At 39.2% G+C, this 24,832-nt stretch carries 18 protein-coding genes; 12 read left to right on the top strand and 6 right to left on the bottom strand.

Going from position 1 to position 24,832, the window contains the following annotated elements:
* Window positions 1-321: 321 nt before the first annotated feature.
* Entirely contained in the window at window positions 322-3,228 is a 2,907-nt protein-coding gene (locus EDC37_RS07645) for an EAL domain-containing protein (protein WP_165874482.1), read from the bottom strand.
* 661 nt (window positions 3,229-3,889) lie between these two features.
* On the opposite strand from EDC37_RS07645, the gene EDC37_RS07640 reads away from it, so the two are divergent.
* From EDC37_RS07640 to EDC37_RS07625, 4 genes are all read left to right on the top strand, one after another.
* On the top strand, window positions 3,890-4,249 hold the full coding sequence (locus tag EDC37_RS07640) for a helix-turn-helix domain-containing protein (protein ID WP_132549895.1): 360 nt from the start codon (window positions 3,890-3,892) through the stop codon (window positions 4,247-4,249).
* 271 nt (window positions 4,250-4,520) lie between these two features.
* A complete protein-coding gene (gene fumC, locus EDC37_RS07635; protein ID WP_132549892.1) occupies window positions 4,521-5,909 on the top strand; it encodes a class II fumarate hydratase in 1,389 nt (462 codons plus the stop codon).
* 159 nt (window positions 5,910-6,068) lie between these two features.
* Window positions 6,069-7,406 (top strand): L-cystine transporter, encoded by a 1,338-nt coding sequence (locus EDC37_RS07630; RefSeq protein ID WP_132549889.1) that lies wholly within the window; start codon window positions 6,069-6,071, stop codon window positions 7,404-7,406.
* 526 nt (window positions 7,407-7,932) lie between these two features.
* Window positions 7,933-9,930, top strand: coding sequence for a TonB-dependent copper receptor (locus EDC37_RS07625; protein ID WP_231040005.1), 1,998 nt, complete (start codon window positions 7,933-7,935; stop codon window positions 9,928-9,930).
* A gap of 131 nt (window positions 9,931-10,061) precedes the next feature.
* Here the strand turns inward: EDC37_RS07625 and EDC37_RS07620 are convergent, their stop codons facing one another.
* Window positions 10,062-10,991, bottom strand: coding sequence for an NAD(P)-dependent oxidoreductase (locus EDC37_RS07620; protein ID WP_132549886.1), 930 nt, complete (start codon window positions 10,989-10,991; stop codon window positions 10,062-10,064).
* Between the two features lie 209 nt (window positions 10,992-11,200).
* On the opposite strand from EDC37_RS07620, the gene EDC37_RS07615 reads away from it, so the two are divergent.
* On the top strand, window positions 11,201-13,045 hold the full coding sequence (locus tag EDC37_RS07615; protein WP_132549883.1) for a carbon starvation CstA family protein: 1,845 nt from the start codon (window positions 11,201-11,203) through the stop codon (window positions 13,043-13,045).
* Window positions 13,046-13,192: 147 nt separating this feature from the next.
* Here EDC37_RS07615 and gpmA read toward each other — a convergent pair whose 3' ends face one another.
* The 4 genes from gpmA to EDC37_RS07595 form a co-directional block, all read right to left on the bottom strand.
* Complete coding sequence (gpmA, locus tag EDC37_RS07610; protein ID WP_132549880.1) at window positions 13,193-13,933, bottom strand: 2,3-diphosphoglycerate-dependent phosphoglycerate mutase; 741 nt, start codon at window positions 13,931-13,933, stop codon at window positions 13,193-13,195.
* 35 nt (window positions 13,934-13,968) lie between these two features.
* On the bottom strand, window positions 13,969-14,991 hold the full coding sequence (namA, locus tag EDC37_RS07605) for an NADPH dehydrogenase NamA (RefSeq protein WP_132549877.1): 1,023 nt from the start codon (window positions 14,989-14,991) through the stop codon (window positions 13,969-13,971).
* 181 nt (window positions 14,992-15,172) lie between these two features.
* The gene (locus EDC37_RS07600; RefSeq protein ID WP_132549874.1) at window positions 15,173-15,781 is read right to left on the bottom strand and encodes a flavodoxin family protein; all 609 of its coding nucleotides are present in this window, start codon (window positions 15,779-15,781) and stop codon (window positions 15,173-15,175) included.
* A 167-nt stretch (window positions 15,782-15,948) separates the two neighbouring features.
* A complete protein-coding gene (locus tag EDC37_RS07595) occupies window positions 15,949-16,482 on the bottom strand; it encodes a nitroreductase family protein (protein WP_132549871.1) in 534 nt (177 codons plus the stop codon).
* A gap of 140 nt (window positions 16,483-16,622) precedes the next feature.
* Between EDC37_RS07595 and EDC37_RS07590 the strand changes: the two genes are divergently transcribed.
* The 7 genes from EDC37_RS07590 to EDC37_RS07560 all read left to right on the top strand — a co-directional run bounded on the left by EDC37_RS07590 (window position 16,623) and on the right by EDC37_RS07560 (window position 24,728).
* On the top strand, window positions 16,623-16,979 hold the full coding sequence (locus EDC37_RS07590; protein ID WP_132549868.1) for a winged helix-turn-helix transcriptional regulator: 357 nt from the start codon (window positions 16,623-16,625) through the stop codon (window positions 16,977-16,979).
* Between the two features lie 102 nt (window positions 16,980-17,081).
* Window positions 17,082-18,806, top strand: coding sequence for a purple acid phosphatase family protein (locus tag EDC37_RS07585; protein ID WP_132549865.1), 1,725 nt, complete (start codon window positions 17,082-17,084; stop codon window positions 18,804-18,806).
* Between the two features lie 197 nt (window positions 18,807-19,003).
* Window positions 19,004-20,287: a nickel-dependent lactate racemase gene (gene larA / locus EDC37_RS07580; RefSeq protein WP_132549862.1), complete on the top strand. Its 1,284-nt coding sequence runs from the start codon at window positions 19,004-19,006 to the stop codon at window positions 20,285-20,287.
* 394 nt (window positions 20,288-20,681) lie between these two features.
* Entirely contained in the window at window positions 20,682-21,455 is a 774-nt protein-coding gene (locus EDC37_RS07575; RefSeq protein ID WP_132549859.1) for a DUF3100 domain-containing protein, read from the top strand.
* Between the two features lie 13 nt (window positions 21,456-21,468).
* Window positions 21,469-21,924 carry a hypothetical protein gene (locus EDC37_RS07570; RefSeq protein WP_196589807.1) on the top strand — a complete coding sequence of 152 codons (456 nt, stop codon included), beginning with the start codon at window positions 21,469-21,471 and terminating at the stop codon, window positions 21,922-21,924.
* Window positions 21,925-21,953: 29 nt separating this feature from the next.
* On the top strand, window positions 21,954-23,261 hold the full coding sequence (locus EDC37_RS07565; protein WP_132549856.1) for an amidohydrolase: 1,308 nt from the start codon (window positions 21,954-21,956) through the stop codon (window positions 23,259-23,261).
* A gap of 354 nt (window positions 23,262-23,615) precedes the next feature.
* Window positions 23,616-24,728 (top strand): [Fe-Fe] hydrogenase large subunit C-terminal domain-containing protein, encoded by a 1,113-nt coding sequence (locus EDC37_RS07560; protein WP_132549853.1) that lies wholly within the window; start codon window positions 23,616-23,618, stop codon window positions 24,726-24,728.
* Window positions 24,729-24,832 lie beyond the last annotated feature (104 nt).

Raw genomic sequence — 24,832 nt, 5'->3', positions numbered from 1 at the left:
TTCTTTGCAATGCAACCGCTGCAGAAATCTTATATTAGCGTTTTATCTTAAAATATGTAAAAAAATAAGCACAAAACAAGGAATCTGTTACAATTAAAGTTTCTGTAACAAAAGAAAAGATTGATGTTTTATGCTTACTAAAATAATATACAATTGTTAATTTTATAGATTTCTTATCCCCTTTACGACTATATTCTTTATAAACCAGATTATATATTCATATATTCATTGGAAGAAATATATTTTATAACACACCAATGTGCAATATACATTTATAACTACAGACCAAAGAGCTGCTTTAGCTTATATCGACTAAGCTACTCAACTTATATAATTACTTTTCCTTAATTTATAAAATTTGCCGCATACATGCATATAACACAACAACGTTCCCGTATTTGATTTTACTACATTAATCGCAGCTTTAATAATAAGTCTTTTGTGCATACGGGTTGTGAGTATTTCTGTCAACGTTATCGTATTTTTTTCTCTATAGGCACTTAAAATTGCTTTTTTCAACGCAGCCAAATTTTTCTTATCCAAAAAGTTTTTCATATTCCCCCCAGTGAGCTTCATAAACAGTTCTGGTGAATAATCTGTCAGCTTACTAAACTCCTTGCTTATCTGTCTTACCCATACCTCACCATCGCATAGTTCAAATATGCCTAATGCCACAGGCATATTGTTAAATACGTTCTGCACTTCCCCACATATATCGTTTTGGTGTACAATTCTTTCTAAGGCTAAATAAACAATATAGCAATCATCTTCCTTGACAATGCAATTAACATGTACCAATAGATGCAGCAATTGACCTTCCGCCGTATACCGGCGTATTGAGCAATCCATTACGCTTCCATCCTGGCATGCTTTAGTGATAGTTTGCCGCAAATTGGCTCTATCATCTCTATGTACATACTCAAAAATATTTTTGTTAGTGGCATAAAAATGTTCCACATCATGCCTAAATACGTTAAAATAACTAGCATTAGCCCGCAAGAGTTTTAGATTTTCTTTGCTAAATTCATAAATACCTATGCAACATGTCATGCTATTAAACAATATATTAAATTTGGCATTGGGATTAAAGAAGTCTTCTATCTGCACCCTTCGTTGCGAATGACAAATTTCTGCACTTTCTTCCACATCTTTTGCGCCGTCCATTTGTTCAATAAGTTTCTCATACGTCTCTATAGGCACAGGTTTAGAATAGTAATAGCCCTGTACCCAATTACAGCCGATAGACCGTAGGAACTCCGACTGTTGTAATGTTTCTACTCCCTCTACAATAATCGGCAGCTCAAGACATTTCGCCATATGCACTACTGAATTGAGTATTTGGCCGCTGCGATTATTATGGTTCGTATTTTGCAGAAATTTCAGATCTACTTTTAGGACATTTACATTTACGTCCTTAAGCATGTTTAGGGAAGAATAACCACTACCAAAATCATCCATAAGAATTATAAAACCCATTTCCTGTAATCTCTGGGTAATCTCAACAATTTTCTCAGGATTATCGATATAAGCACTTTCAGTAAGTTCAAGTTCCAAAAGACGCGGTGGAACATCATATTTTTTAACAAGTCTGGCAAAAAAACCGACAAGGTCATTATCATAAAGATCTACACGCGAAATATTTACTGATATCGGCTGGATTTGCCTGCCTTCATCCATCCAGCTGCGCAATAATTTACATACTTCTTCCCATATATATTTATCAAGATTTAAAATAAAACCATTTTGTTCAAAAATGGGGATAAATCGATTTGGCCCGATAAAGCCTTTTTGTGGATGAAGCCAGCGAACAAGTGCCTCCGCTCCAATTATTTTACCACCAGCCAATTCGTATTTAGGCTGAAGGTAAAATAAGAATTCCCTATTTTTCAAGGCCTCATTCATGCCATTTATAAAAGACTGCTCATCCAGTAAACGCTGGTGCATACTTTCGTCATATTCACCGCAGGCTACCAAATAATGGCCTTTTACTTTTTTCAATGCGAGATTAGCTTTATCACACATTGCACTTATGTGTATATTCTTATCACTGACAACGTATACCCCAAAAGATAATATGACCTTGTAATTATGTTTGAATTCTGCGGCCACTTTATTAAGTGACGCCATTACCTGCTGCCTGTTTTCTTTACTTGACGGATAACATAAAGCAAATTTATCTGCATACAATCTTCCATAAACTAATGGTTTTATCAGACAATCGCCCAAACATCTGCCTATTTGACGAAGCAGTTGGTTGCCTGCCTCTTTGCCAAAAATTTCGTTTATTATTTTAAATCGTTCTACATCCACACACATAATTTCAAATACTGTATCACTATTTTCCGTTATGAGTATACGTGCTTTTTTGTAAAATGTTTCATTATTATAAATACCCGTCAAATCATCATAAAACAAACTGGTCAGAAAATATTCATTAATTTTCTGTAATGGACTAATATCAATAATTATACTGTTGAGAATAAAATAATTTTCCTTTTTTAACATGCAGTAACCGGACTCTATTACAGAAATAGGTTTATTATTTCTATCTTTTAGTTTGTACCGCAACTGATAAGTATTGTTTTTCCGCAGCTGTGCTTTCTGTTCATTGCGTATAGCAGCAATATCTCCAGCAGCTATCAAATCATCTATGGCCGACAGTTTAAGCGAACGGTTATACCCTAAAATATTGGCAAATGTCTTATCATGATAATGGATGTCATTTTTATCACCAATAGCATAGATAACATGTCCCTGCCTAATACTGTTTGGCTCAAAATTTTTATCATATGCTATATGCGTATCTCCAACCGTCTCACATACATGACTAAAACATGCATTTATTTCATTGCTTGCTGCAACAATACGTAATCCCCTTATCGCGATCTGTGGCTGTACCGTATCATACTTAAAAAAGATATGATAATCTTGGGGAACTAAATTGTCATGCATATATAAAACAAGATCACTTCTGACCGTGGTATCTTTCGCACTAATATTTTCTTCATAAAAACGTATATCAACTATTTTACACGGTTTTACACAATCATATTCCTTACGCAGCAAATCAGAAACTGCTTTTTTCCCAAGTGCATACCGGGAAGAATGACAACTGGAAAGCTCTGCTACTGGACATGCCAACAATGATACAATATCTTCCACTCTGCCCAAATTGTAAAATCCGGTTATAAGTTTTTCTGTCAAAATAAGCAGCTGATCTGATTTCATAAAATACCTCCACTTTTCCATCTAAAATATGGCAATACTATCCATATGAATTTTGCCATACTACAATCTGTAAAAATGCTTAGATACTTCAACCCTATATCCACATAATAATGCTGTAAAAAAGACGCGGGCAAGTACTATAATTCCATCAAGCCGCTGTTTCTCTCTAATTTTTAAAATATATTTTTAAAACATAAAATAGCATATTTACTTTATATTCTTCCCCATCATCACTTACCCTATGTTGCATTATTTTCTAAATATTTTACAAATGGTATCCAGTTCAGCTTATAAAACACTTAGTACATATAAAAACACATCAATAGTTACAGTGCTGTCTATCTATAAAACACTGTAACGCTAAATTACTATATATTATTTTATTATCTAAAACAAAAAAAATACCTGCCTAGTTTGCTTATTAAGCTTATTCATTTTAAAAAAAATTTGTCATTTATCTTATAAAATACCCTCCTAAAAAAAATAAACATGCAAAACAGAATTTACATATTTTTGCCATATCTATATCTACACAATGTATATTTATTATTTAAATAATAGCTTATATATATAACTTCGTCAATTCAAAGTATACATTTACTAGATTCAATTGTTTTTCCATAATACGTAGATTAAACTTTTTGGTGTAGGGAGGGATTTTATGCTAAAATGCCTATTTACATCAAGGCTTAGAGAGGTTCGTGAGCGTAAAGGTTTAACACAAAGAGAGGCTGCCAAAAGATTGCATATCGGCTATACAAAATACAATCATTACGAAACAGGAAGGAATGAACCAGATATAGACACCATAATTCTACTTGCAAGGTTTTATAATGTAAGTACTGATTATTTAATGGGTAATGATGATATCTCAATAAATACCCCTAAATCCCATAAACTCTCGTTGCTAAAGAAAACCCTCATTCATGAAATAATTTCTGCTGACGATGAAATAAATATCGAAATCAGACAATATCTCGACTATTTAAAAACAAAGAAAACTTCTCCCCAAAAGAAGTAACCCATTATCTTACTTCGAGAAATAAGATAAGACATTTTGCCAATGCTGCAATTCCCCAGAGATTTATTTATCACTTATACTATTATTTTGTACTATTATATATTATTAAAGAGTATTATATACATAATTTATGCACTTTTTTGTAAACTTAGTTTCAAATATGCAAGGAGTTTTACCATTTATATAGAAATATTTAATAGTGAGTGATAAATCACAAATTTTCTTCGATTTTAAAGTATCACCGATCGAAACATTAACAGGAGGGATTTACATGCAATATCGTATTGAAAAGGATTCTATAGGAGAAATAAAGGTTCCATGTGATAAACTGTGGGGAGCGCAGACACAACGAAGCTATGAAAATTTTAAAATAGGAACGGAGAAAATTCCTATAGAAATGGTCAGAGTCTTTTCCCGCCTGAAAAAAGCTGCTGCTAAAGTAAATCTGGATTTAAAACTGATTGACCCTGAACGTGCTGAAGCTATTACAAAGGCATGCGATGAAATATATGCGGGCAAGTGGGATGACAACTTTCCCCTCGCTGTTTGGCAGACCGGCAGCGGTACCCAATTTAATATGAACATGAACGAAGTAATTGCCCATCGTGCTACACAGATTTTGCACGAAGCCGGCAAAGACATAAAAGTTCATCCTAATGACCATGTTAACCATTCGCAGAGTTCAAATGATATTTTCCCGACATCATTACATGTACTGACAACGACTTTGTTAAAGAAAGAATTGTTTCCTGCGATGGATGATTTCATCATTGAATTAGACAAAAAAGTGGATGCTTTTAAAGATATAATAAAAATTGGCCGCACACATTTGATGGATGCTACACCGCTTACACTTGGTCAGGAAATAAGCGGCTGGGCTGGTATGATAAAAAGAGACCGTGCCATTTTACAGCAAGGATTAGAATACATTCATTATTTGGCAATGGGTGGTACCGCAGTGGGTACCGGTATAAATACACATCCAGAATTTGCAGTGCGCGTAGCAGCTGCTATAAGCGAACTTACTGGTGAAAAATTTGAAACGGCACCTAATAAGTTCCAAGCCCTGTCAAGTAAAGCCGAACTTGCTGCTGTCCATGGATTATTAAAAGCATTAGCCGCAGATCTCATGAAGATAGCAAATGATACTCGCTGGCTTGCCAGTGGCCCACGCTGCGGTATTGGTGAAATAACAATTCCTGCCAATGAACCCGGCAGTTCGATAATGCCCTCCAAAGTTAACCCGACCCAAGCAGAAGCACTGACCATGGTAGCTGTACAAATAATGGGCAACGACGCGACAATAGGATTTGCTGCCAGCCAGGGGAATTTCCAGCTGAATGTATTCATGCCCGTCATAGCTTATAATATGGTACAAAGCATACGCTTGCTATCTGATGCCATAACTTCCTTTAACCATAAATGTGTTGTTGGCATCCAGCCTAATCTGCCCAGAATCAAGGAACATTTAAAAAATTGTCTGATACTCGTTACTGGATTAGTTCCTTTAATTGGTTATGACAAAGCCGCAGAAATTGGCAAAAAAGCAGCCAAACAAAACATTACCCTTAAAGAAGCCGCACTTGCGTCTGGCTATGTATCGGAAAAAGATTTTGATTTCTATATGAATCCTGAACGCCTCATAAAACCAGAAGCATAAATCATTTTATAATACAATATTTACTGGAAAATCCGCGGGACAGTATATACAGTCTCGCGGATTTTTATTGATTATCTATTCTATTTATGTTACAGTATACCCATTATCAATGCCTATCAATACGCTAGGAATTACACCAGAAAGGCAGGTATCACAATTATGGTATTGTTTAATCTACTCTTCATTATATTAATGTTTATTTTGTTATTTTACTTAGAACGCAAAAAAGTATCCTTCGGCAAACGCGTTCTACTAGCGCTGTGTATAGGTATCGTCATCGGTACAGTATACCAAATGGCCTATGGTATCCAATCCCCCATAGTAAAAGCTACTCTCAGTTGGACGAATATAGTTGGTAATGGCTATATAAGAATGCTCCAGTTGATTGTCATTCCTTTAGTCTTGGTTTCTATCGCATCTTCTATCCTCAAAATAAAAGATCTGAAAACTTTTCGCACGACAGGTCTTCTCATCATTGGTATATTATTATGCACTACTGTTATAGCTGCTTCGGTCGGTGCATTTTCAGCACTTGGTTATAATTTATCAGCAGTGGGTATGCCTGTCGGTGACAATGAAATCACCGCCGGCCAAAAGATAGAAACAAAGCTTGACAGCTTTCAAACTAAACCCGTCCAGGAACAACTCGTTGAAATCATTCCGACCAATATATTTTATGCATTCACAGGGCAAAACAGTGCTGACACGCTATCTGTAGTCTTTATCGCGGCTCTTATTGGCATAAGCATCCTAAAAATCCGTCAATACAAACCAGATTCCGCCGCCCTTTTAGAAAAATTTATACTGGCTGTACAAGATATAGTCATGGAAGTGGTCGATTTTATTTTGCGCATCACTCCTTATGGTATTTTAGCCCTTATTGTTAAATTTATTGCCACAAGTGATTTTGGCAGTATTCTCAAATTGCTTTCCTTTGTGGCTGCCTCTTATACAGCAATTATCGTGATGTTCATTATTCACCTCTTGCTGCTGGCTCTGGCAAAATACAATCCATTACACTATATACAGGATGCTTTTCCAGTATTGTCTTTTGCTTTCATCTCAAGAACTAGTGCCGGCACTCTGCCGCTCACAGTCAATGCACTGGAAAATAAGATGGGTGTATCAAAAGGTATCGCCAATCTGGCAGCTTCCTTTGGCATAAGCATAGGCCAGAACGGTTGTGCCGGTGTCTATCCAGCTATGCTTGCTGTCATGATAGCACCTACTGTTGGTATTGACCCTTTTACGCTACCATTTTTAGTAAAGCTTGTTTTCGTTACTGCGCTTGGTTCCTTAGGGATTGCCGGTGTCGGTGGTGGTGCCACGTTTGCCGCACTAATTGTCCTATCCACCATGGGACTGCCAGTCGGTCTTGTCGGCCTGCTTATAGCAATTGAACCTTTGATTGATATGGGCCGTACAGCACTCAACGTAAGTGATGCCATGGTAACTGCCATTATCACTGAACGGATAATCCAAAAACCCAATCTATAAATAAACGGATTTTTATATGGTATTGCCCTTTATTGCAAAAATACCAAACCGGCGCCCTTTTTCTTGCTGCTCTTATAACAAGGGAAAAGGGCGTTTTTATTCAGCAAGTATTTAATATGTATTTTATGGTAGGCAGTCTTTATCTACTCATTAACATTCCATTTAGAATGACAGCAAAAGCTGTTGAATGTCATTAGATAAGAAGACAAAAAAATTGAGGAAATGCAAAATTAATCTATTTTGCCATTTTAAATCTATATTAATCACTTTTTTTATTGTCACCAAAACGACTTACACTAAAGCTGAATTATAATATACTATGTTTCATCAATTAAATACTACGTTGAGCAGAACACTGCAGACAGGGATATTCAGGTATTGAGCCTGAATATCCCCGTTTGTTTTCAAGGCAGTACCGAAAAAGCATAACTTGACATATTTTCAATCCGTCATATATAATGAGTCAGTAATGCTAATGATAATTATTATCATTATATTTTATTTTATACAGGGGGGCGTCTTTATCTTGCGAAAGTGCTTTAAACATGTATCGATCTATACTCTCTTATTCTTTTTATCCTCTATCTCTACAGCAGCTGCAGCCGATAAAGCAGAAGATAAACCAGCAAAACCGGAAAAGGAACAAAACTTCACTTTAGAAGAAGTAGTTGTAACTGCTCCCAAAACAAAGGAACCGTTAAAAGTGGAAACGGATCCAAAGCATCCGCGACAGCCTGTCCCAGCGGCAGACGGTGCAGGCTATTTAAAAAACATTCCAGGCTTTTCTATGGTCAGAAAAGGTGGAACAGGCGGCGACCCTATTTTTAGGGGACTAGGTGGCAGCCGGCTGAATATAGTTATGAATGGCGGTTATATTTTAGGAGGCTGCCCCAATCGCATGGACCCAACCACTGCTTACATCTTTCCCGAAACTTTCAGCAAAATTACGGTCTTGAAAGGACCAGAAAGTGTAGAATACGGCAGCAGTGTGGCAGGGTCAATTTTATTTGAACGGGATACCGCTCCTTTTGCCGAAGCCGGGACAAGACTGAATACCAGTCTCCTCTTTGGCAGTGATAACCGTAGAGATCAATTATTCGATATTACCCAAGGTGACAAAAAAGGTTACGTGCGTGTAATCAGGACCAAAAACAAAGCCGGTGACTATAGAGACGGCAATGGCAATTATGTCCATTCTGCCTATCTACGTAATAGTACGACCGGTATAATTGGTTTTACGCCAGATGAAAATACATTATTGGAATTCTCTTTCGACACAAGTTCGGGTAAAGCCGACTATGCGGACCGCACTGTTGATGGTACCCAATTTGATCGTGACAGCTATAATGTACGGTTTGAAAAAAGGAATATTTCCAATGTATTGAAAAATATAAAAATTAATTTTTCCCACAACAAAATTGACCATATTATGGACAATTATACATTGCGTCCTTTAGAACCGGGAACCATGCCGGCTTCTATGGAAGTAAAGAGGACTACTACAAGTGGGCGGATGGCATTTGAATTTAATATGTCCCCCAAATCTTCAGCAGTATTTGGGCTGGATTACCAAAAAAATAAACATTCGGGAAACATGATCATGGGCGTTAAAGATTATTCTGCCCAACCATTGACCCCAGATATGACATTTACCAACTATGGTGTTTTTGCTGATTTTAAAACTTATGTTGACGCTAACAGCCGACTTTTAAGCGGTGTGCGTTTTGATGACCTTACTGTTAAATATGCAAAATATCCCGGAAAAGATGACCATGATAAAACATATGCCGCTTTCCTCCGGTATGAACATGATTCTAAACATATACCTGTTACTTCGTACGTGGGAATCGGTCATGCAGAACGGCCGGCTGATTGGTGGGAACGCAAAAAGACAGGCGGAATGTCCGCATCCCCAGAAAAAAACACACAGTTAGACGTAGGCTGGCTTTACCATAAGAACAAAACACATGCCGATGTATCACTTTTTTATTCAAATATAGATGATTTTATTTTAGTTACTGATGCCGGAAATGCAGTAAAAAATATTGATGCTGCTTTATACGGCGGCGAAGCTAACTACACTTACAAATTTTCGGATAAATGGTCAGCAGGAACATCTTTAGCCTATACGTATGGCCGCAATAAAACAAATGGCCGGCCGTTGCCGCAAATAGCGCCTTTTGAAGCGACCTTCAGCCTAAACTCAAAGTTCACTGACAAATGGGAAGCAGGATTACTGTGGCGCCTCGTAGCATCCCAAACAAGATATTCAGTAGGTGAAGGCAATGAAATCGGTACTGATATAGGTCCGTCAGGAGGCTTCGGTATTTTATCACTCAATACTTCATACCGCCCCAATAAGGACTGGACCATTGCTGCTGGCGTAGACAACATTCTCAATAAAAATTATGCTGAATTTGTAAGCCGCGGCGGCGTGGATATAACTACCGTCGATCAGCCTGCAACGGTACGGGTCAACGAACCAGGCAGAACTTTTTGGCTAAAAGCAAATTATAATTTTTAAATAGATTAAATTTTTACTAGATAATATTCTTTGCCATCTTACAATACAATATTTCCTTTAATTTAAAAGTACATATACGCTCTTTGTATATGTACTTTTAAATGCTGATAACTTTATTTGATTCAATGCTGCTAATCACATGCTGCTATTATTTTCTCAAAACACAGTCTATATACTTCCCGCATAGTATCCAATGTGCCGGCACCGACATGCGGTGTAGCAATAACATTAGGCAGGGTTATGAGTTTATTCTGCGAATCAAAAGGTTCTTTAGCCCACACATCAATGCCAGCCCCTGCAAACCGTCCTTTTTTCATTTCTTCATAAAGTGCCTCTTCGTTGATAATACCACCGCGTCCCACATTGACAATTACGGCATTATCCTTAAGCAATTTAAGCCGCTTTGCATCAATGAGATTTTTTGTTTCCTTGGTCAGCGGCAGATGAATGCTTATAATATCGGCTTTTTGTAATAAAACATCAAGCGGTACATATTTAACAGCATATTCGCGTTCAATGTCCTCCGCCTGCCTTGTCCGATTGTAATAAATAAGCTTTGCACCAAAAACCCTAGATAGTTGTGCCGTCCTTTTCCCTATATGTCCAAAACCGACAATACCATGTACCTTGCCCCGTATTTCAAAGGATGCGCCGCGATATTCCCACATGGCCCATTTGCCACGGTGTCCCAGTGCCGCCAAGGGAATAAGGTTGCGATAAATGGCTAAAATAAGCCCCATTGTCAGTTCAGCCACACCATTGGCATTACCACCGGGAACATTGTCCACTTTTATATCAAGTGCAGCCGCTGCTTTCTTATCAATGTTATCTGTACCTACACCGGTCTTTTGGACTATTTTCAAATTCTTACATTGTCTGAGCAATTTTTCATCAACAATATATGTTGCCGTTAGAAGAGCATCTGCCTTTTCAAGATATTCAGCTCGTTTGTTTTCTTCTATTTCGCTCAAAAATAAGACTTGCGCATTTTTAGGCGCAGCCTGGCGGACAAGCCGCTCAGTTAATTCATCGACTTCATCTAAAAAGATACACGCTAGCATATAAGCGCCTCCCTGATCTATTTTCTGGGCAATATATCATAATTCGCCGAAATATCCGCAAACACTTTTTTTATTTGCAAATTATTAAATATAATTACTTTTAATAATCTATACTTATTGTATAATAATTTGCATAATGTTTAATTTATTCTAGACAATTAAGAATATTTGTGCTAAATTAGTGGTATAAAAAGGAGGGACCTGTATTTATGAACGGAGTATATCTTGTTATTATTACAGCTTGTTTTCTCATTTTGGCCTATCGGTTTTACGGCGCCTTTATTGCCGCGAAGGTGCTCACTTTAAATGAATTTAAAGTACCACCGTCTATTCGCTTAGAGGATGGCCACGATTATGTACCTACTAATAAATGGGTAGTATTTGGGCACCATTTTGCTGCTATCGCCGGTGCCGGTCCTCTGGTAGGTCCGGTTATTGCCGCCCAATTCGGTTATTTGCCAGGCATGATGTGGATTTTATTCGGTTCAGTATTTGCCGGAGCAGTCCATGATATGGTAATCCTCTTAGCCTCTGTCAGACACAACGGCAAATCCATCGCTGAAATAGCGAAAGCCGAAATAAGTAAGTTAGCCGGAACAAGTGCCTTATGGGCAACATTATTCTTACTGATTATAACTGAAGCAGGCATGGCCGTTGTCGTGGCTAATTCCCTTTTTAACAGCCCTTGGGGTGCCTTTACTGTAGGTTCTACTATTCCTATCGCAATATTTATTGGTCTTTATCTTAAATTCTTACGTCCCGGTAAAATCCGCGAAGCCACTATCATAGGTGTTGGTTTAATATTATTAGCCGTTGGTGTCGGTCCTTACATAAAAGCTTCTACCACACTGGCACCATATTTTACATTTAGCGTAGTACAAATAGAAATAGCGATTGCCGTTTACGGTTTCTTTGCTTCCGTATTGCCCGTATGGCTTTTGCTTGCTCCACGTGACTATTTAAGCACCTATATGAAAATAGGCACTATCGCAGCATTGGCTCTTGGTATACTTATTGTTGCACCGGCAATCCGTATGCCAGCCACATCCCAATTTCTCTGGGGAGGCGGCCCTGTAATCACAGGCTCGGTAATTCCCTTTGTCTTTATTACTATCGCTTGCGGTGCTTTATCTGGTTTCCACACAATTATCGCTACAGGAACCACACCCAAAATGCTTGTCAATGAACGCCAGATTCTCCCTATAGGGTATGGTGCCATGCTTACCGAAGCATTTATCTCCATGATGGCACTTATTGCCGCAACAAGCCTGCATCCATCCGACTATTTTGCCATAAATTCAACACAGCAGGCATTTAGTGCACTGGGAATTAATGTACAAGACTTACCGATGCTGTCCAGTATGGTCGGTGAAAGTCTTATGCACAGACCAGGCGGTGCAGTTTCACTTGCTGTTGGCATGGCCGATGTTTTCTCGAAAATTCCTTTTATGGCGCAATTCATGGGCTTCTGGTACCATTTCTGCATAATGTTTGAAGCCTTGTTTATTTTAACATTAATTGATGCTGGTTCACGCGTAGGTCGTTATCTTCTTCAGGAACTTCTGGGCAGAGTCTATAAACCATTCAGCGATACAGAATGGTGGCCGGGAATTATTTTCTGCAGTGCCCTGATCAGTATATGCTGGGGTTACCTTGTACTGCAAGGGAATATCGGTGAAATATGGCCGCTATTCGGTGTATCCAACCAGCTTTTAGGTACTGTTACTTTAGCAATAGGGACATCGTATATTTACCATACAGGCCGCGGCCGCTATGCATGGGTAACAATGGTTCCCTGTATATTTATGGCCTTCATCACCTGTTATGCCGACTATTTAAATATCTTTGGCAGTTATGTACCAAGCGGAAAATGGCTGCTTGTAGCCATTAGTACGATCATGTTTGTATTGGTTGCCGTCGTAATGGTAGAAGCTATACGCAGCTGGATTCGTTACGCGCAAACAGTAAAACAGGATTATCGTACACAGGCAGAATTAGAAGCCGAAACGAAAGCTGAACTGCAAAAAGAAGGACAAATAGCTACAGTCAAATAAAAACAATGCTAAAAAAGGTACGATGCGGAGATATCTGCATCGTACCTTTTTTAGCTTAATTAAGATAAGCCTATCATTCAAACTCTGTATTTACAGTCAACGCACGCACATGTTAAAAGCCTATGCCTTCCAGAAAATATTATCGGTTTAAGCTTTCCCTTGTGCGGCAACACTATTAATTTTAGCTTTAATAGCAGCTTCGTCCCCTAAATAATACTTGTTTTTAACCTGCCATTTTTCATCAAATTCATAAACAAGCGGTACACCTGTTGGAATATTAACACCTACAATTTCTTCGGCAGACAGATTATCAAGAATCTTTACCAATGCTCTGAGTGAATTACCATGAGCAGCAACAACTACCTTTTTACCAGCCTTCATATCACGCAGGATATTATCCTGATAATAAGGAACTACTCTGGCGATAGTATCTTTTAAGCTTTCTCCCAAAGGCAGTTCATTTTTATCAACTTTTCTATAAGCAGAGAGCAGTGCCGGATTTCTTTCATCTGTTGCTTTGAGCAAGGGCGGCTGCACATCAAAAGAACGACGCCAGATCTTAACCTGGGCTTCGCCATATTTCGCAGCTGTTTCTGATTTATTTAAGCCCTGTAAAGCACCATAATGACGTTCATTGAGTTTCCATGTTTTAGTAACAGGCAGCCATACTCTATCGAGTTCACTCAACACGATGTCGAGTGTATGTATGGCTCTTTTCAAATACGATGTATAGCATACATCAAAATCAAACCCTTTTTCCTTGAGCCATACACCTGCCGTATGCGCTTCTTTACGCCCTTTTTCCGTAAGTTCTACATCTGTCCAACCCGTAAAAAGATTCTTCTGGTTCCATTCACTTTCACCATGTCTTATTAATACTAATTTCATTGTATCCCTTCTTTTCATAAATTTTATTATAGCAATCAGTGGTGATGATATGCCCTTTCATAAGCTTTGGGAATACATCCGTCTATATTGTAGCGCAATGCTGCCTGAAGAGCAAAATATGGATTACGTAAAAGTTCCCTGCCAAAAGCAATGAGATCTATATCATCATTTCGCAATGCAGCTTCCGCTATATCGGCATCATTTAAAAGTCCGACAGCAACTACCGGTATCTGGCATTTTTCTTTTATTACCTTCGCAAACGGAACCTGATATCCCGGATAAGATGTGACCGGGGAAGGGAGCAAACCACCGGAGCTGACATGTACCATATCAATAAGCGGTTTTATAGAATTGATTATTTCTACCATCATATTTTCATCGATGCCGCCTTCATTGTAATCAGATGCGGATACCCTTATCCATATAGGTTTTTGTGCCGGCCAGACCGTGCGCACCTTCTCTAAAACTTCCCGCAAAAAACGGACACGATTGTTCAGGCTGCCGCCGTATTCATCAGTGCGTTTATTAGTAAGCGGTGATAAAAATTCGTGAAGCAGATAACCATGCGCCGCATGTACCTCTAATCCATCAAAGCCGGCTTTATCAGCGCGAACCGCCGCTTGCTTAAAAGCTTCTATAACATCGGCCAATTGTTCTTTAGTCAGCTGTGCAGGCTGTCTGTACTCACTGCTAAATTGCAATGCGCTCGGTGCTAAAGGCTGCCCGCTGACAGATTGGCTCTTGCGCCCCGCGTGGCTTATTTGCAATGCTATTTTTGCTCCCCCAAGATGGCAGCCATCAACTACTTTTTTCAAGCCAGGAATCTGTGCATCATCCCAAAGGCCCAAATCATTATCGGAAATACGTCCTATCGGGCTGACTCCTGTTGCCTCTACAATTATAAGCCCAGCTCCCCCAACAGCCCTTGAAGCATAATGGACGAGATGAAAATCGTTGGCCTTACCATCAGATGCAGCGGAATACATACACATTGGCGGCATTACTATTCTGTTTTTCAGGGGCATATTTTTGAGAGCAAATTCGGTAAACAACTTCACACACATCACCACTTTCACAATATTTGTTTCCAAAGCATAAAACAGAATGCAAAATTTTCAGCCTTTTGAAAAAAGCTCTCAATTAGCTGCTCGTTCCTATTATATATCTATGATATTTAAAATTCAATACGCCAATTATCATTGGCTTTTGCGACGACAGCTAACAAAAAATTGCTTATATTTAACGGACAAAATTTGTCATGATACGTTCTTCCTGTAATGCCGAAAAAGAATTGGCCGTGCTGCGCAACAGCCATGCCATATTATGTCCCAGCACCCGCATTGTCTGCAAGCCTTCCAAATCTTTTTTCACGTCTGCCGGTGTAAAACCATGCACAGAATTCCAGTACTGTGATGTAACCACTGGCATCTGGTTAATCGTAAAATATTTATTAAGCCGGTCAAAGGCAGCACTCGCACCACCACGGCGGCAGCTTACGACAGCAGCAGCCGGTTTGCCTGCAATAAACTTACCGCCCGCATAAAATACCCGATCCAAAAGCGCGCATAAGGCACCATTAGGTGCTGCATAATATACTGGTGAGCCGACGACAATTCCATCCGCCGTTTTCATCTTTGCCAAAATACTATTAGCCGCATCATCATCAAATACGCATTTTTCTAACGAAAAACAGCGCCGGCAGTCTATACACCCATGTACCGGTTTATTACCTATATGAAAAATTTCTGTCTCAATCTTTTCTTTTGCCAGTTGCCCTGCAACTTCGTTTAACGCTGTATAGGTGCAACCTTCTTTATGTGGACTGCCATTAATTAATAAAACTTTCATGAATATACTCCCCTTTTATACCCTTTTATATGCACATCTATCACAGAAAATATTGCTTAGTAAAATTTTCTGCTATCAACTGCGTCAATTATTGGTTTTCTAACTCTCTTTAATATGCAAAAACTTGTATATCATATATAAAAATTAACCCTGCAATTTTATAGTAATTATCCTTCCGTTGCGAAGGAATTATACCATACTGTATGTTCAATTGGGAATTTTTCACTATGCATTTTACTTGGTTTCGCCTGGGTGGATGGATATCCCAGCGGCATCAAACCCAAAATTTCATAATTATCCGGAATGCTAAAATTCTTTTTTAACAATTCGGGATTAAAAAGCCCTACCCAAACAGCACCAAGCCCTAAGTTATGTGCTTCCAGCATCATATGTGTCAAGACGATACTGGCATCGACCCGCCCGTATGGCCGTTTATCGCCATAATGGTTATTGTTTTCTACGGATTTGTCATAACACACCAAAAATACTAATGGCGCATCAAAATGACAGGGCGTGCACTGCTTTATCTTTGCCCGTGCATTTTCATCCTGAATAACAACAATTCGTTGCGGCTGCCTATTTCCCGCCGTGGGCGCAATCCTGCCGGCTTCTAATATTTTGTCCAGTTTCTCCTTTTCTACCTGTTGGCCGCTGTAATTCCGAACGGAATACCTTGAGTTAATGAGTCCTTCATAGTCCATTGCTTTTCCTCCAGACAATATTTTCCCCTAAAACAATATGGTAATTACTTTTCTCTTTCTTTCCTACTATGTTATTATAAGTAATAAGGATTAAAAATTTAAGTACGCACATTTTTGTGCCCATAGGAGAAGGAGTTTTTATGAAGGGAAATGCCAATATTATAAGGCCGTATTATTCAGAAAAATGCCCAGTCATAAAAGCATTGGAAATTTTAGGGGGCAAATGGCGCTTGGCAATCATCTGGGAACTTTCCCACTATAAAAGCCTGCGTTATAATGAATTGAAACGCCACATTGACGGAATTACCAATATTATGTTAACCCGATCACTGCAAGTTTTGGAGCAGCATCATTTAATAAATAGGACGGATTACGGCCAAATACCACCCCATGTTGAATACTCAATCACAGCAGATTGCCAGGCACTTCTTCCCGCCCTTGAAATCATAAACGAATGGGGCAAAACAAGAATAGAAGTACATAGGGCACAATCATAATTTAAAAAATAACATAAAATTAATAAAGGCATAACAGTATGTACCAGCCACTCATCTAAAATAAAACTAAAACATTGTTTTTATTTTGGAGGGGATTTTTAAGTGGAAGAGAAAAAAAGTATTCTTGACCTATTTAAAGAAAAAAATCATGGTATAAGCCGCCGCCTTTTTTTACAGAGCTGCGGTGCGGCATTAGCTGTAGCAAGTATGCCGGTCAATCTAACAAAAGTCTTTGCCGCCGATGCGTTTTCCAGACAGCCCGCACATACTACGCTGACATGGACGCTTGATCCCCGAACTACGCAAACCCTTGCCTGGACTACATCAGTAGCGGCAGACAAAGGGACTTTGCAATATATTGATACACAAGCTTATAAAAAAACTGGTTGGCAAAATGCCCTTTCTGTGCAGGCTGATACAGAAGAATTCGACGCCAATACAGATTATGTACGCTTGCACTACGCTACTGCCCAAAAGCTCAAGCCGGGTACAGCGTATACTTACCGCGTAGGCTACGGTTCCGAATGGAGCGATCCGCAGTCTTTTTCAACTGAAGCGGATAATTTATCCAAATTCAAATTTCTCATATTTGGCGACTCGCAAAGCGGTATACCTGCCAATCCCGAATATAAACCATGGCAAAAAACAATAGAAAGCGCATATGCAGCAAATACAGATGCGGCTTTTTTTATGAATATCGGTGACCTTGTGGAAATAGGGCAGGATTATGCCCATTGGAAAAACTGGTATGCTGCCGCCGCAAATGTGCTTGAAAAAATTCCCGGCATGGCAGTAACCGGTAACCACGAAACATACGACGTACCGAAGGAAGACCATTCCGTGCTGCCTGTGTATTTCAAAAAACAAATTTCTTTACCGCTCAACGGCCCTGAAGAATTAAAAGGACAAGTTTATTCTTTTGATTATGGCAATGTCCATTTTGCTGTTCTTGACAGCCAGGAAAACGAAGAAGGTTCCTATATCGAAAACATGCTGAAAAAAGAAGCGGATTGGCTGGATAAAGATTTGGCATCATCCAAGCAAACCTGGAAACTCGTCTTTTTCCATAAGACCCCTTATTACAATAAAGCTGAACGGTCAAACGAAAATGTAAAAAAAGCCTTTGCCCCTGTCATTGATAAGCATCATGTCGACGTGGTAATAAATGGCCATGACCACGGCTATTCACGCACATATCCTATTTATAATGATGAATTTGTGGGCAGCCCGGATAAAGGTACCGTCTATCTCGTTACCGGCCGCAGCGGCAACAAATATTATACAGACCTCTCACAAAAAGTATGGGATGCTTTCTTCCATGATCCACAGGCAGAACCCAACTATGTGGTCGTGACAGTAAACGGGCCAAAGCTGGTTATTTCCGCCTATACACAAAGCGGCAGCTGCATAGATGTATATACTATAGACAAAGTGGCCAAGACGGATTCACCGCGCACGATTTTACCGGGGAAAGCCAATTATACCCGGCTGGCGATATGGGGAAACCTTTTACAAACACCGCTTATTCCCGTTCCTCCACAGCAAATAGAAAATGTTTGGTACCTACCACTAAGCAGTTTCATTGATTTCATAGGCGGTGATATGGATATAAAGGATAACACGCTGGCACTTATCTATAAAAAAGACAAAATCACTTTAAAGACGGACAGCAATGCTGCTATCTTAAACAATAATACCCTTTCCCTGACGCATCCTGTAAAACTTGTAAAAGATACACCAATGATTGCCGCTGATGATTTAAAAAGTCTACTGAAATTTGACAACCGCTATGATCCTTCTCTCAACATATTATTTTTAGTAAAATAACTTTTCATTATAAATAAACGATACAAAACAGGCATGCACATGGTATGTCTGTTTTTCTTTTTTCTTTACAGTGCAAGTGTCTACCTTTATACTAAAAGTGTACATTAAATAGAGTACATAGCAAAAAGCATTATTGAAATGATAATGTCTATTTCTCATGCTGCCAAAAAATAAAAATGATAGGAGTTGAATCAAAGATGGATGAATATGTAAACATAAAACTGCCTTATGACAAAAAGATTATTGACGCTAAAATTAAAAAGGCCAATATAGCGGGAATACTTTCTTCCAAGGCCGCCGATTTTCAGGCCACTTTACCAGAAAATGACATCGTTGAACAATCACTTGATGCACCTATTGCGTCAGCACGCCTCGAGGAATTAGCAAAAGGTAAGAAAAACATTGTCATCATCAGTTCTGACCATACCAGACCTGTTCCCTCAAAAATAATTATGCCCATCTTACTGCGCCGTATCCGCAAAACAGCACCAGATGCCCAAATAACGATTTTAGTTGCTACGGGATTCCACCGTGCCTCAACAAAAGAAGAATTGCTTGCCAAATACGGTGCCCAAATAGTAAACAACGAAAAGATAGTAATACATGTATCGGACGATGATACTGCTATGACCCAAATCGGCACATTGCCATCAGGCGGGCCATGTATCATCAATAAGCTTGCCGTACAGGCTGACCTGCTTATAGCCGAAGGTTTTATTGAATCCCATTTCTTCGCTGGTTTTTCCGGTGGACGGAAATCTGTATTACCAGGGATTGCTTCATATAAGACGATCATGGCAAACCATTGTGGGGAATTTATTGATTCAGACAAGGCACGTACAGGGAACTTGCAAAATAACCCTATCCATGAAGATATGATTTATGCTGCCAAAGCAGCTAAATTGAAATTTATAATAAATGTAGTGCTCAACGAAGAAAAAAAGATCATCGCCTCTTTTGCCGGTGATTGTGACAAGGCCCATTTACAGGGCTGTAAATTTTTACAGGATTTGGCCAGAGTCCCTAAACAGATATCTGATATAGCTATCTCCACTAACGGTGGTTATCCGCTTGACCAGAACATCTACCAGGCTGTTAAAGGGATGACCGCAGCTGAAGCCACTAATAAAGAAGGCGGTGTCATCATAATGGTGGCAGGCTGTGCCGACGGACATGGCGGTGAAGGTTTTTATCGAAATATCGCCGATGCCAAAACCCCAGAAGCATTTTTACAGCAGTCAATCAATACTCCGCGGCAGGAAACAGTACCAGAACAATGGACTTCCCAAATTCTAGCAAGAATACTAGTCCACCATCATGTAATACTTGTATCCGATTTGATTGATCCGCAGATTATCCACAATTTGCATATGGAAACAGCTACTTCTTTTGACCAAGCTTTAGCAAGAGCCTTTGAGCTCCAGGGAAAAGATGCACAGATAACAGTCATTCCAGACGGGCTTTCCGTAATAGTTGAATAAAATAAAAAAATTTTGTAATTGTATTTGTCATGATACTTAATAGCGGTATACATTTTTTTGTAATATTGAAAAAAATCTTAGTGCTATATAAAGATAATTAAACCTTATCCAGCATAAACTTTTTATTTCTAAAGGCAAATGCATATCGCTATTCGATTAATATACGTTTATAATATTTCAGTACAAAACCATTGTATTGTATTTTTCTGAAGGACATATGAAAATAAATGTATACTTGACAACAACGACAAAAGGATTTTATAATATACCTCATTAGATTAGGCAATGGCGCTTATCGTTAAAGATAAGTGTCATTTTTTATATCTAAACAGAAATTATATTATTTTTTATAATGTATAATTGATACCATTATACACAAAAAGGAGTTAGAACAATGGACTTGATTAAAAACTGGAAGATTCATGTACTGGCCTTATTGCTCGTCATTATAGCAGAAAAAATTGGTATGCAAAAATTTGGTTTGGTAGTTTTCCTTCCCTTATTTTATGCATTGGCATTAGGCGGTATTTTAAGTGTCCCCAAATTTAAAATATTATCCTCTGCCAATATGGAAAGAGCCGGCAAATTCATGCCTATAGCAATGCTGATCCTCATGGCAAAGCTTGGCCTTGGCATAGGACCGAATCTGCATATGCTTTTAAATTCCGGCTTAGCCCTTATCATGCAGGAATTTGGCCATTTCTTTGGTACATTGCTCTTTGGGCTGCCTGTCGCACTCTTATTAAAAATGAAGCGTGAAGCAATTGGTGCTTGTTACTCAATAGACCGTGAACCAAATGTCGCCATTATTGCCGAAAAGTTTGGCGTCTTTTCACCAGAAGGCCGCGGTGTCATGGGCATGTACATCTGTGGCACATTGTTCGGTGCACTCTGGATATCTATTTTGGTCGGTATTATTGCCAAACTTGGCATATTCCATCCTTATGCATTGGCTATGGGCGCCGGCATCGGCAGTGCCAGTATGATGGCAGCCGCGACCGGTTCAATAATAGCATCATTTCCAGCGGATGTGGAAAAAATACAAGCATATGCGGGTGCCGCTAACCTCATGACTTCAGTTATTGGTGTTTATTTTGCTTTGTTTATTTCTCTGCCGGTAACTATTAAAGTATATGAATTTATTACTGGAAATAAAAACACTAAATAAGGAGCATAACATCATGAAAGACACATGGGCCGATATAATTTTTATTCTTATAACTACAGCTGTTCTCGTACTTATTTCCAACATAGTAGGTTACGGTGGAAGTATCCAGCGCGATCTCATAGGTGCATTATTACTCGCAGTAATAGCTGCCGGTGGCGTTTTTCTGGCAAGGCTGCCGCTTTTAAATAAACTGCCCATTGTTTTCTGGGTGTCCGTCCTGGCCGTAGTTTTATCTGTCCCCGGCGTCCCGGGTGCCGAATGGATAGTTGCCAAAACAAAAGATATCAACTTTTTGGCAACCACTACTCCTATTTTAGCGTATGCCGGGCTTGCCCTCGGTAAAGAAATAGAAGGGTTCAAGAAATTGTCCTGGCGCATTGTTCCCATATGCCTGGCAGTATCTACCGGCTCATTCGTTTGTGCTACCTTAATGGCAGAAATCATGTTACACTTAGAAGGTATATTTTAAAGTTAAAATAAACTAGGAGATGTAGACTGATGACTAAGGATGAATTAAAAGCAATTGTCTGTGCCGCCATTGACAAGCGTCAAAAGGATATCACTGCTTTAGGTGATAATATTTATACTGAACCTGAGCTTGGCTATAAAGAGCATAAGACATCTGCGAAAGTACAGGCCGTTTTTGATAAGCTGGGGATAAATTACACCACCGGCTGGGGTATAACCGGCGTAAAGGGACACCTAAAAGGCCGTACTTCAAAACGTACTGTCGCCATGCTGGGCGAACTAGATGCCCTTGTATGCCGCAATCATCCTGACGCTGATGAAGAAACTGGTGCCATGCACTGCTGCGGTCATAATGTACAGATTGCTAATCTGGCAGCTATCGCAATGGCGTTTAAAGATACTAATGCCATGCAGTACCTTGATGGGGATCTAGTATTATTTGCCGTCCCCGCTGAAGAATGTATAGAAATAGATTTTCGCAATACTCTTCGCCAAAAAGGTAAAATTAAATATCTCGGCGGCAAAGAAGAAATCATCGCACAAGGCGGCTTTGATGATATCGATGCCTCCCTGCAAATGCATGTCAATCCTACCAAAAAAACCAATGGTGAAATACAGGTTGCCGGCAGCAACAATGGCTTTATCGCTAAAATCATCGAGTATAAAGGTAAAGCTGCCCATGCAGCGTTTTCCCCGTCAGAAGGAATAAATGCCTTGAATGCTGCTATGCTTGGCATAATGGCTGTCAATGCCCTGCGTGAAACCTTTAAGGAATCTGACTGTGTCCGTTTTCATTCAATAATAAACAGCGGCGGCGACCTTGTAAATGTAGTTCCTGACTACGTCCAAATGGAAAGTTATGTCAGAGCAGCCAGCGTAGACGCCTTAAAAGAAAGCAACACAAAAGTTAACCGTGCCTTGAAGGCCGGTGCCGACGCGATCGGTGCCAAATGCATCATAAAAGACCTGCCCGGTTATCTGCCACTTTTTAACAATAAAGGTATGAGTTCCCTTTTACGCAATAACAGCACCAAACTTTTTGCTCCTGCCGATGTTTACGACGGCACACATTCCGCCGGCAGTACCGATATGGGCGACGTATCCCATCTGATGCCGGTAGTACATGCATGGGTAGGCTGCGTGCATGGTGCATTGCACAGCGCACAGTACGACTTATTTGACAGGAACACCGCGTACAGCAAATCACCAAAAGCGATGGCAATGACGATAATCGACCTGCTTTACGACAATGCTGCCGAACTAGAAACAATCCTAGCAGAAAACACTCCTATCATGACCAAAAAAACTTATCTTGAATACATGGAATCAATTAAATAGACTTTGTTTATTATCAGTAAAAAATTTGTTTAAATAAAAACCGCTTTCTAAATCCAGTGCTTCCATAAGTCGGCTCTGAAAGCCAACTTATGGATAGACAATTTAATTTTAGAGAGCGGTTTTTCTATTGCAAAAATATAGAAACATTTTCCCTTGCATATTTTACATTTGCCGATATATTAAAAAAAGTATAAAATATATTTATAAAGCATCGCTTTTTAAAAAATTTCATTAATGTTGGAAACACCAACAAAACATTGCCCCACCAACTACTTCTACCAAATTTAAAACCTTAAAACAGTTTAATCTATTTACTATTTTTACTCATTACGTATTTCTTGGAAGGAGCTTTTTATGGAGACAATTAAGGATTTATATCAAAAGGCATTAGAGGCCACTGGCAAAAAGAATTTTTCATATGACCCGCAACAGCTTGACTGCCTTTTTACCCCGGAACAAAATATTCCTACATGGAATATTAATAACATTATTAACGCAGACAATAAAACCAAAGACGGCAAAACAGTAAGCCGGGACACGTCAGCTGTCTTACGGGCATTGTCCGAAAAAAAAGACAGAACAGCTTTTGTTTTGATTGCACCGGCATTCTTAGGACAATTCAGTGACAAAGTACAGCCGGGAATGATTAGGGCCGCATTTAAAAGTATTGGCTTTGACGGCCTGCTCGAAGTAGCTGTATTCGCGGATATTCTTACCTTAAGGGAAGCTCTAGAATTTGACCGCAATATTCACACTAATCAAGATTTTATGTTAACAAGCTGTTGCTGCCCAATGTGGTTGGCAATGATAAAGAAAATGTACACTAATTTAGTCCCGCATATGCCTCCATCCGTATCGCCGATGATAGCAGCCGGCCGTACTGTAAAAAGACTTCATCCAGATGCAATAACTGTATTTGTAGGGCCATGTATTGCCAAAAAAGCTGAAGCCAGAGAAAAGGATATTGCCGGTGCAGTCGATTTTGTCCTAACTTTCCAAGAAACACAGGAAATTTTTGACCTTTTACAGGTCAATCTCTTGGAGCAACCAGATTCCATAAAGGAATTTTCCTCTGGGACAGGTCGTATCTACGCCCGCACTGGTGGTGTAAGTACTGCTGTCAAAGCCACGCTCGCACGCCTTCACCCTGATCGCGAAATTGCCTTAACTGCCCAACAAGCAGACGGTATTCCAGCTTGCAGAGAAATGATAAATAAATTAGTAAGCGGCAGCAGTAAAGCCAATTTTTTTGAGGGAATGGGATGCGCAGGTGGCTGTGTAGGCGGCCCCAAATCATTGCTAAAAAAAGAAGACGCCCGCAATAAAGTAAATGCTTATGGTAAAGCTGCTGTGTATAAGACACCTCTTGATAATCCATACGTTTTAGAATTGTTGACACGCTTAAACTTTCATACATTAGAAGGTCTGCTCAATGATAAAGATTTCTTTGTGCGAAAAATCCAATAAAAATTTTTGTTGGTTAATTGTAAAATGAAATTGAACAGATAAAAATCCATAGTGACCTCGTGTTATGATTTAGGTGTCTAATCAAAAATATAACCTGAGGTAAT

It is taken from the genome of Pectinatus cerevisiiphilus, from assembly GCF_004341685.1.
GTDB classification, from domain to species: domain Bacteria; phylum Bacillota; class Negativicutes; order Selenomonadales; family Selenomonadaceae; genus Pectinatus; species Pectinatus cerevisiiphilus.
Note: the sequence above shows the minus strand (reverse complement) of the source record. Positions and strands in the feature narration are given on the sequence as shown.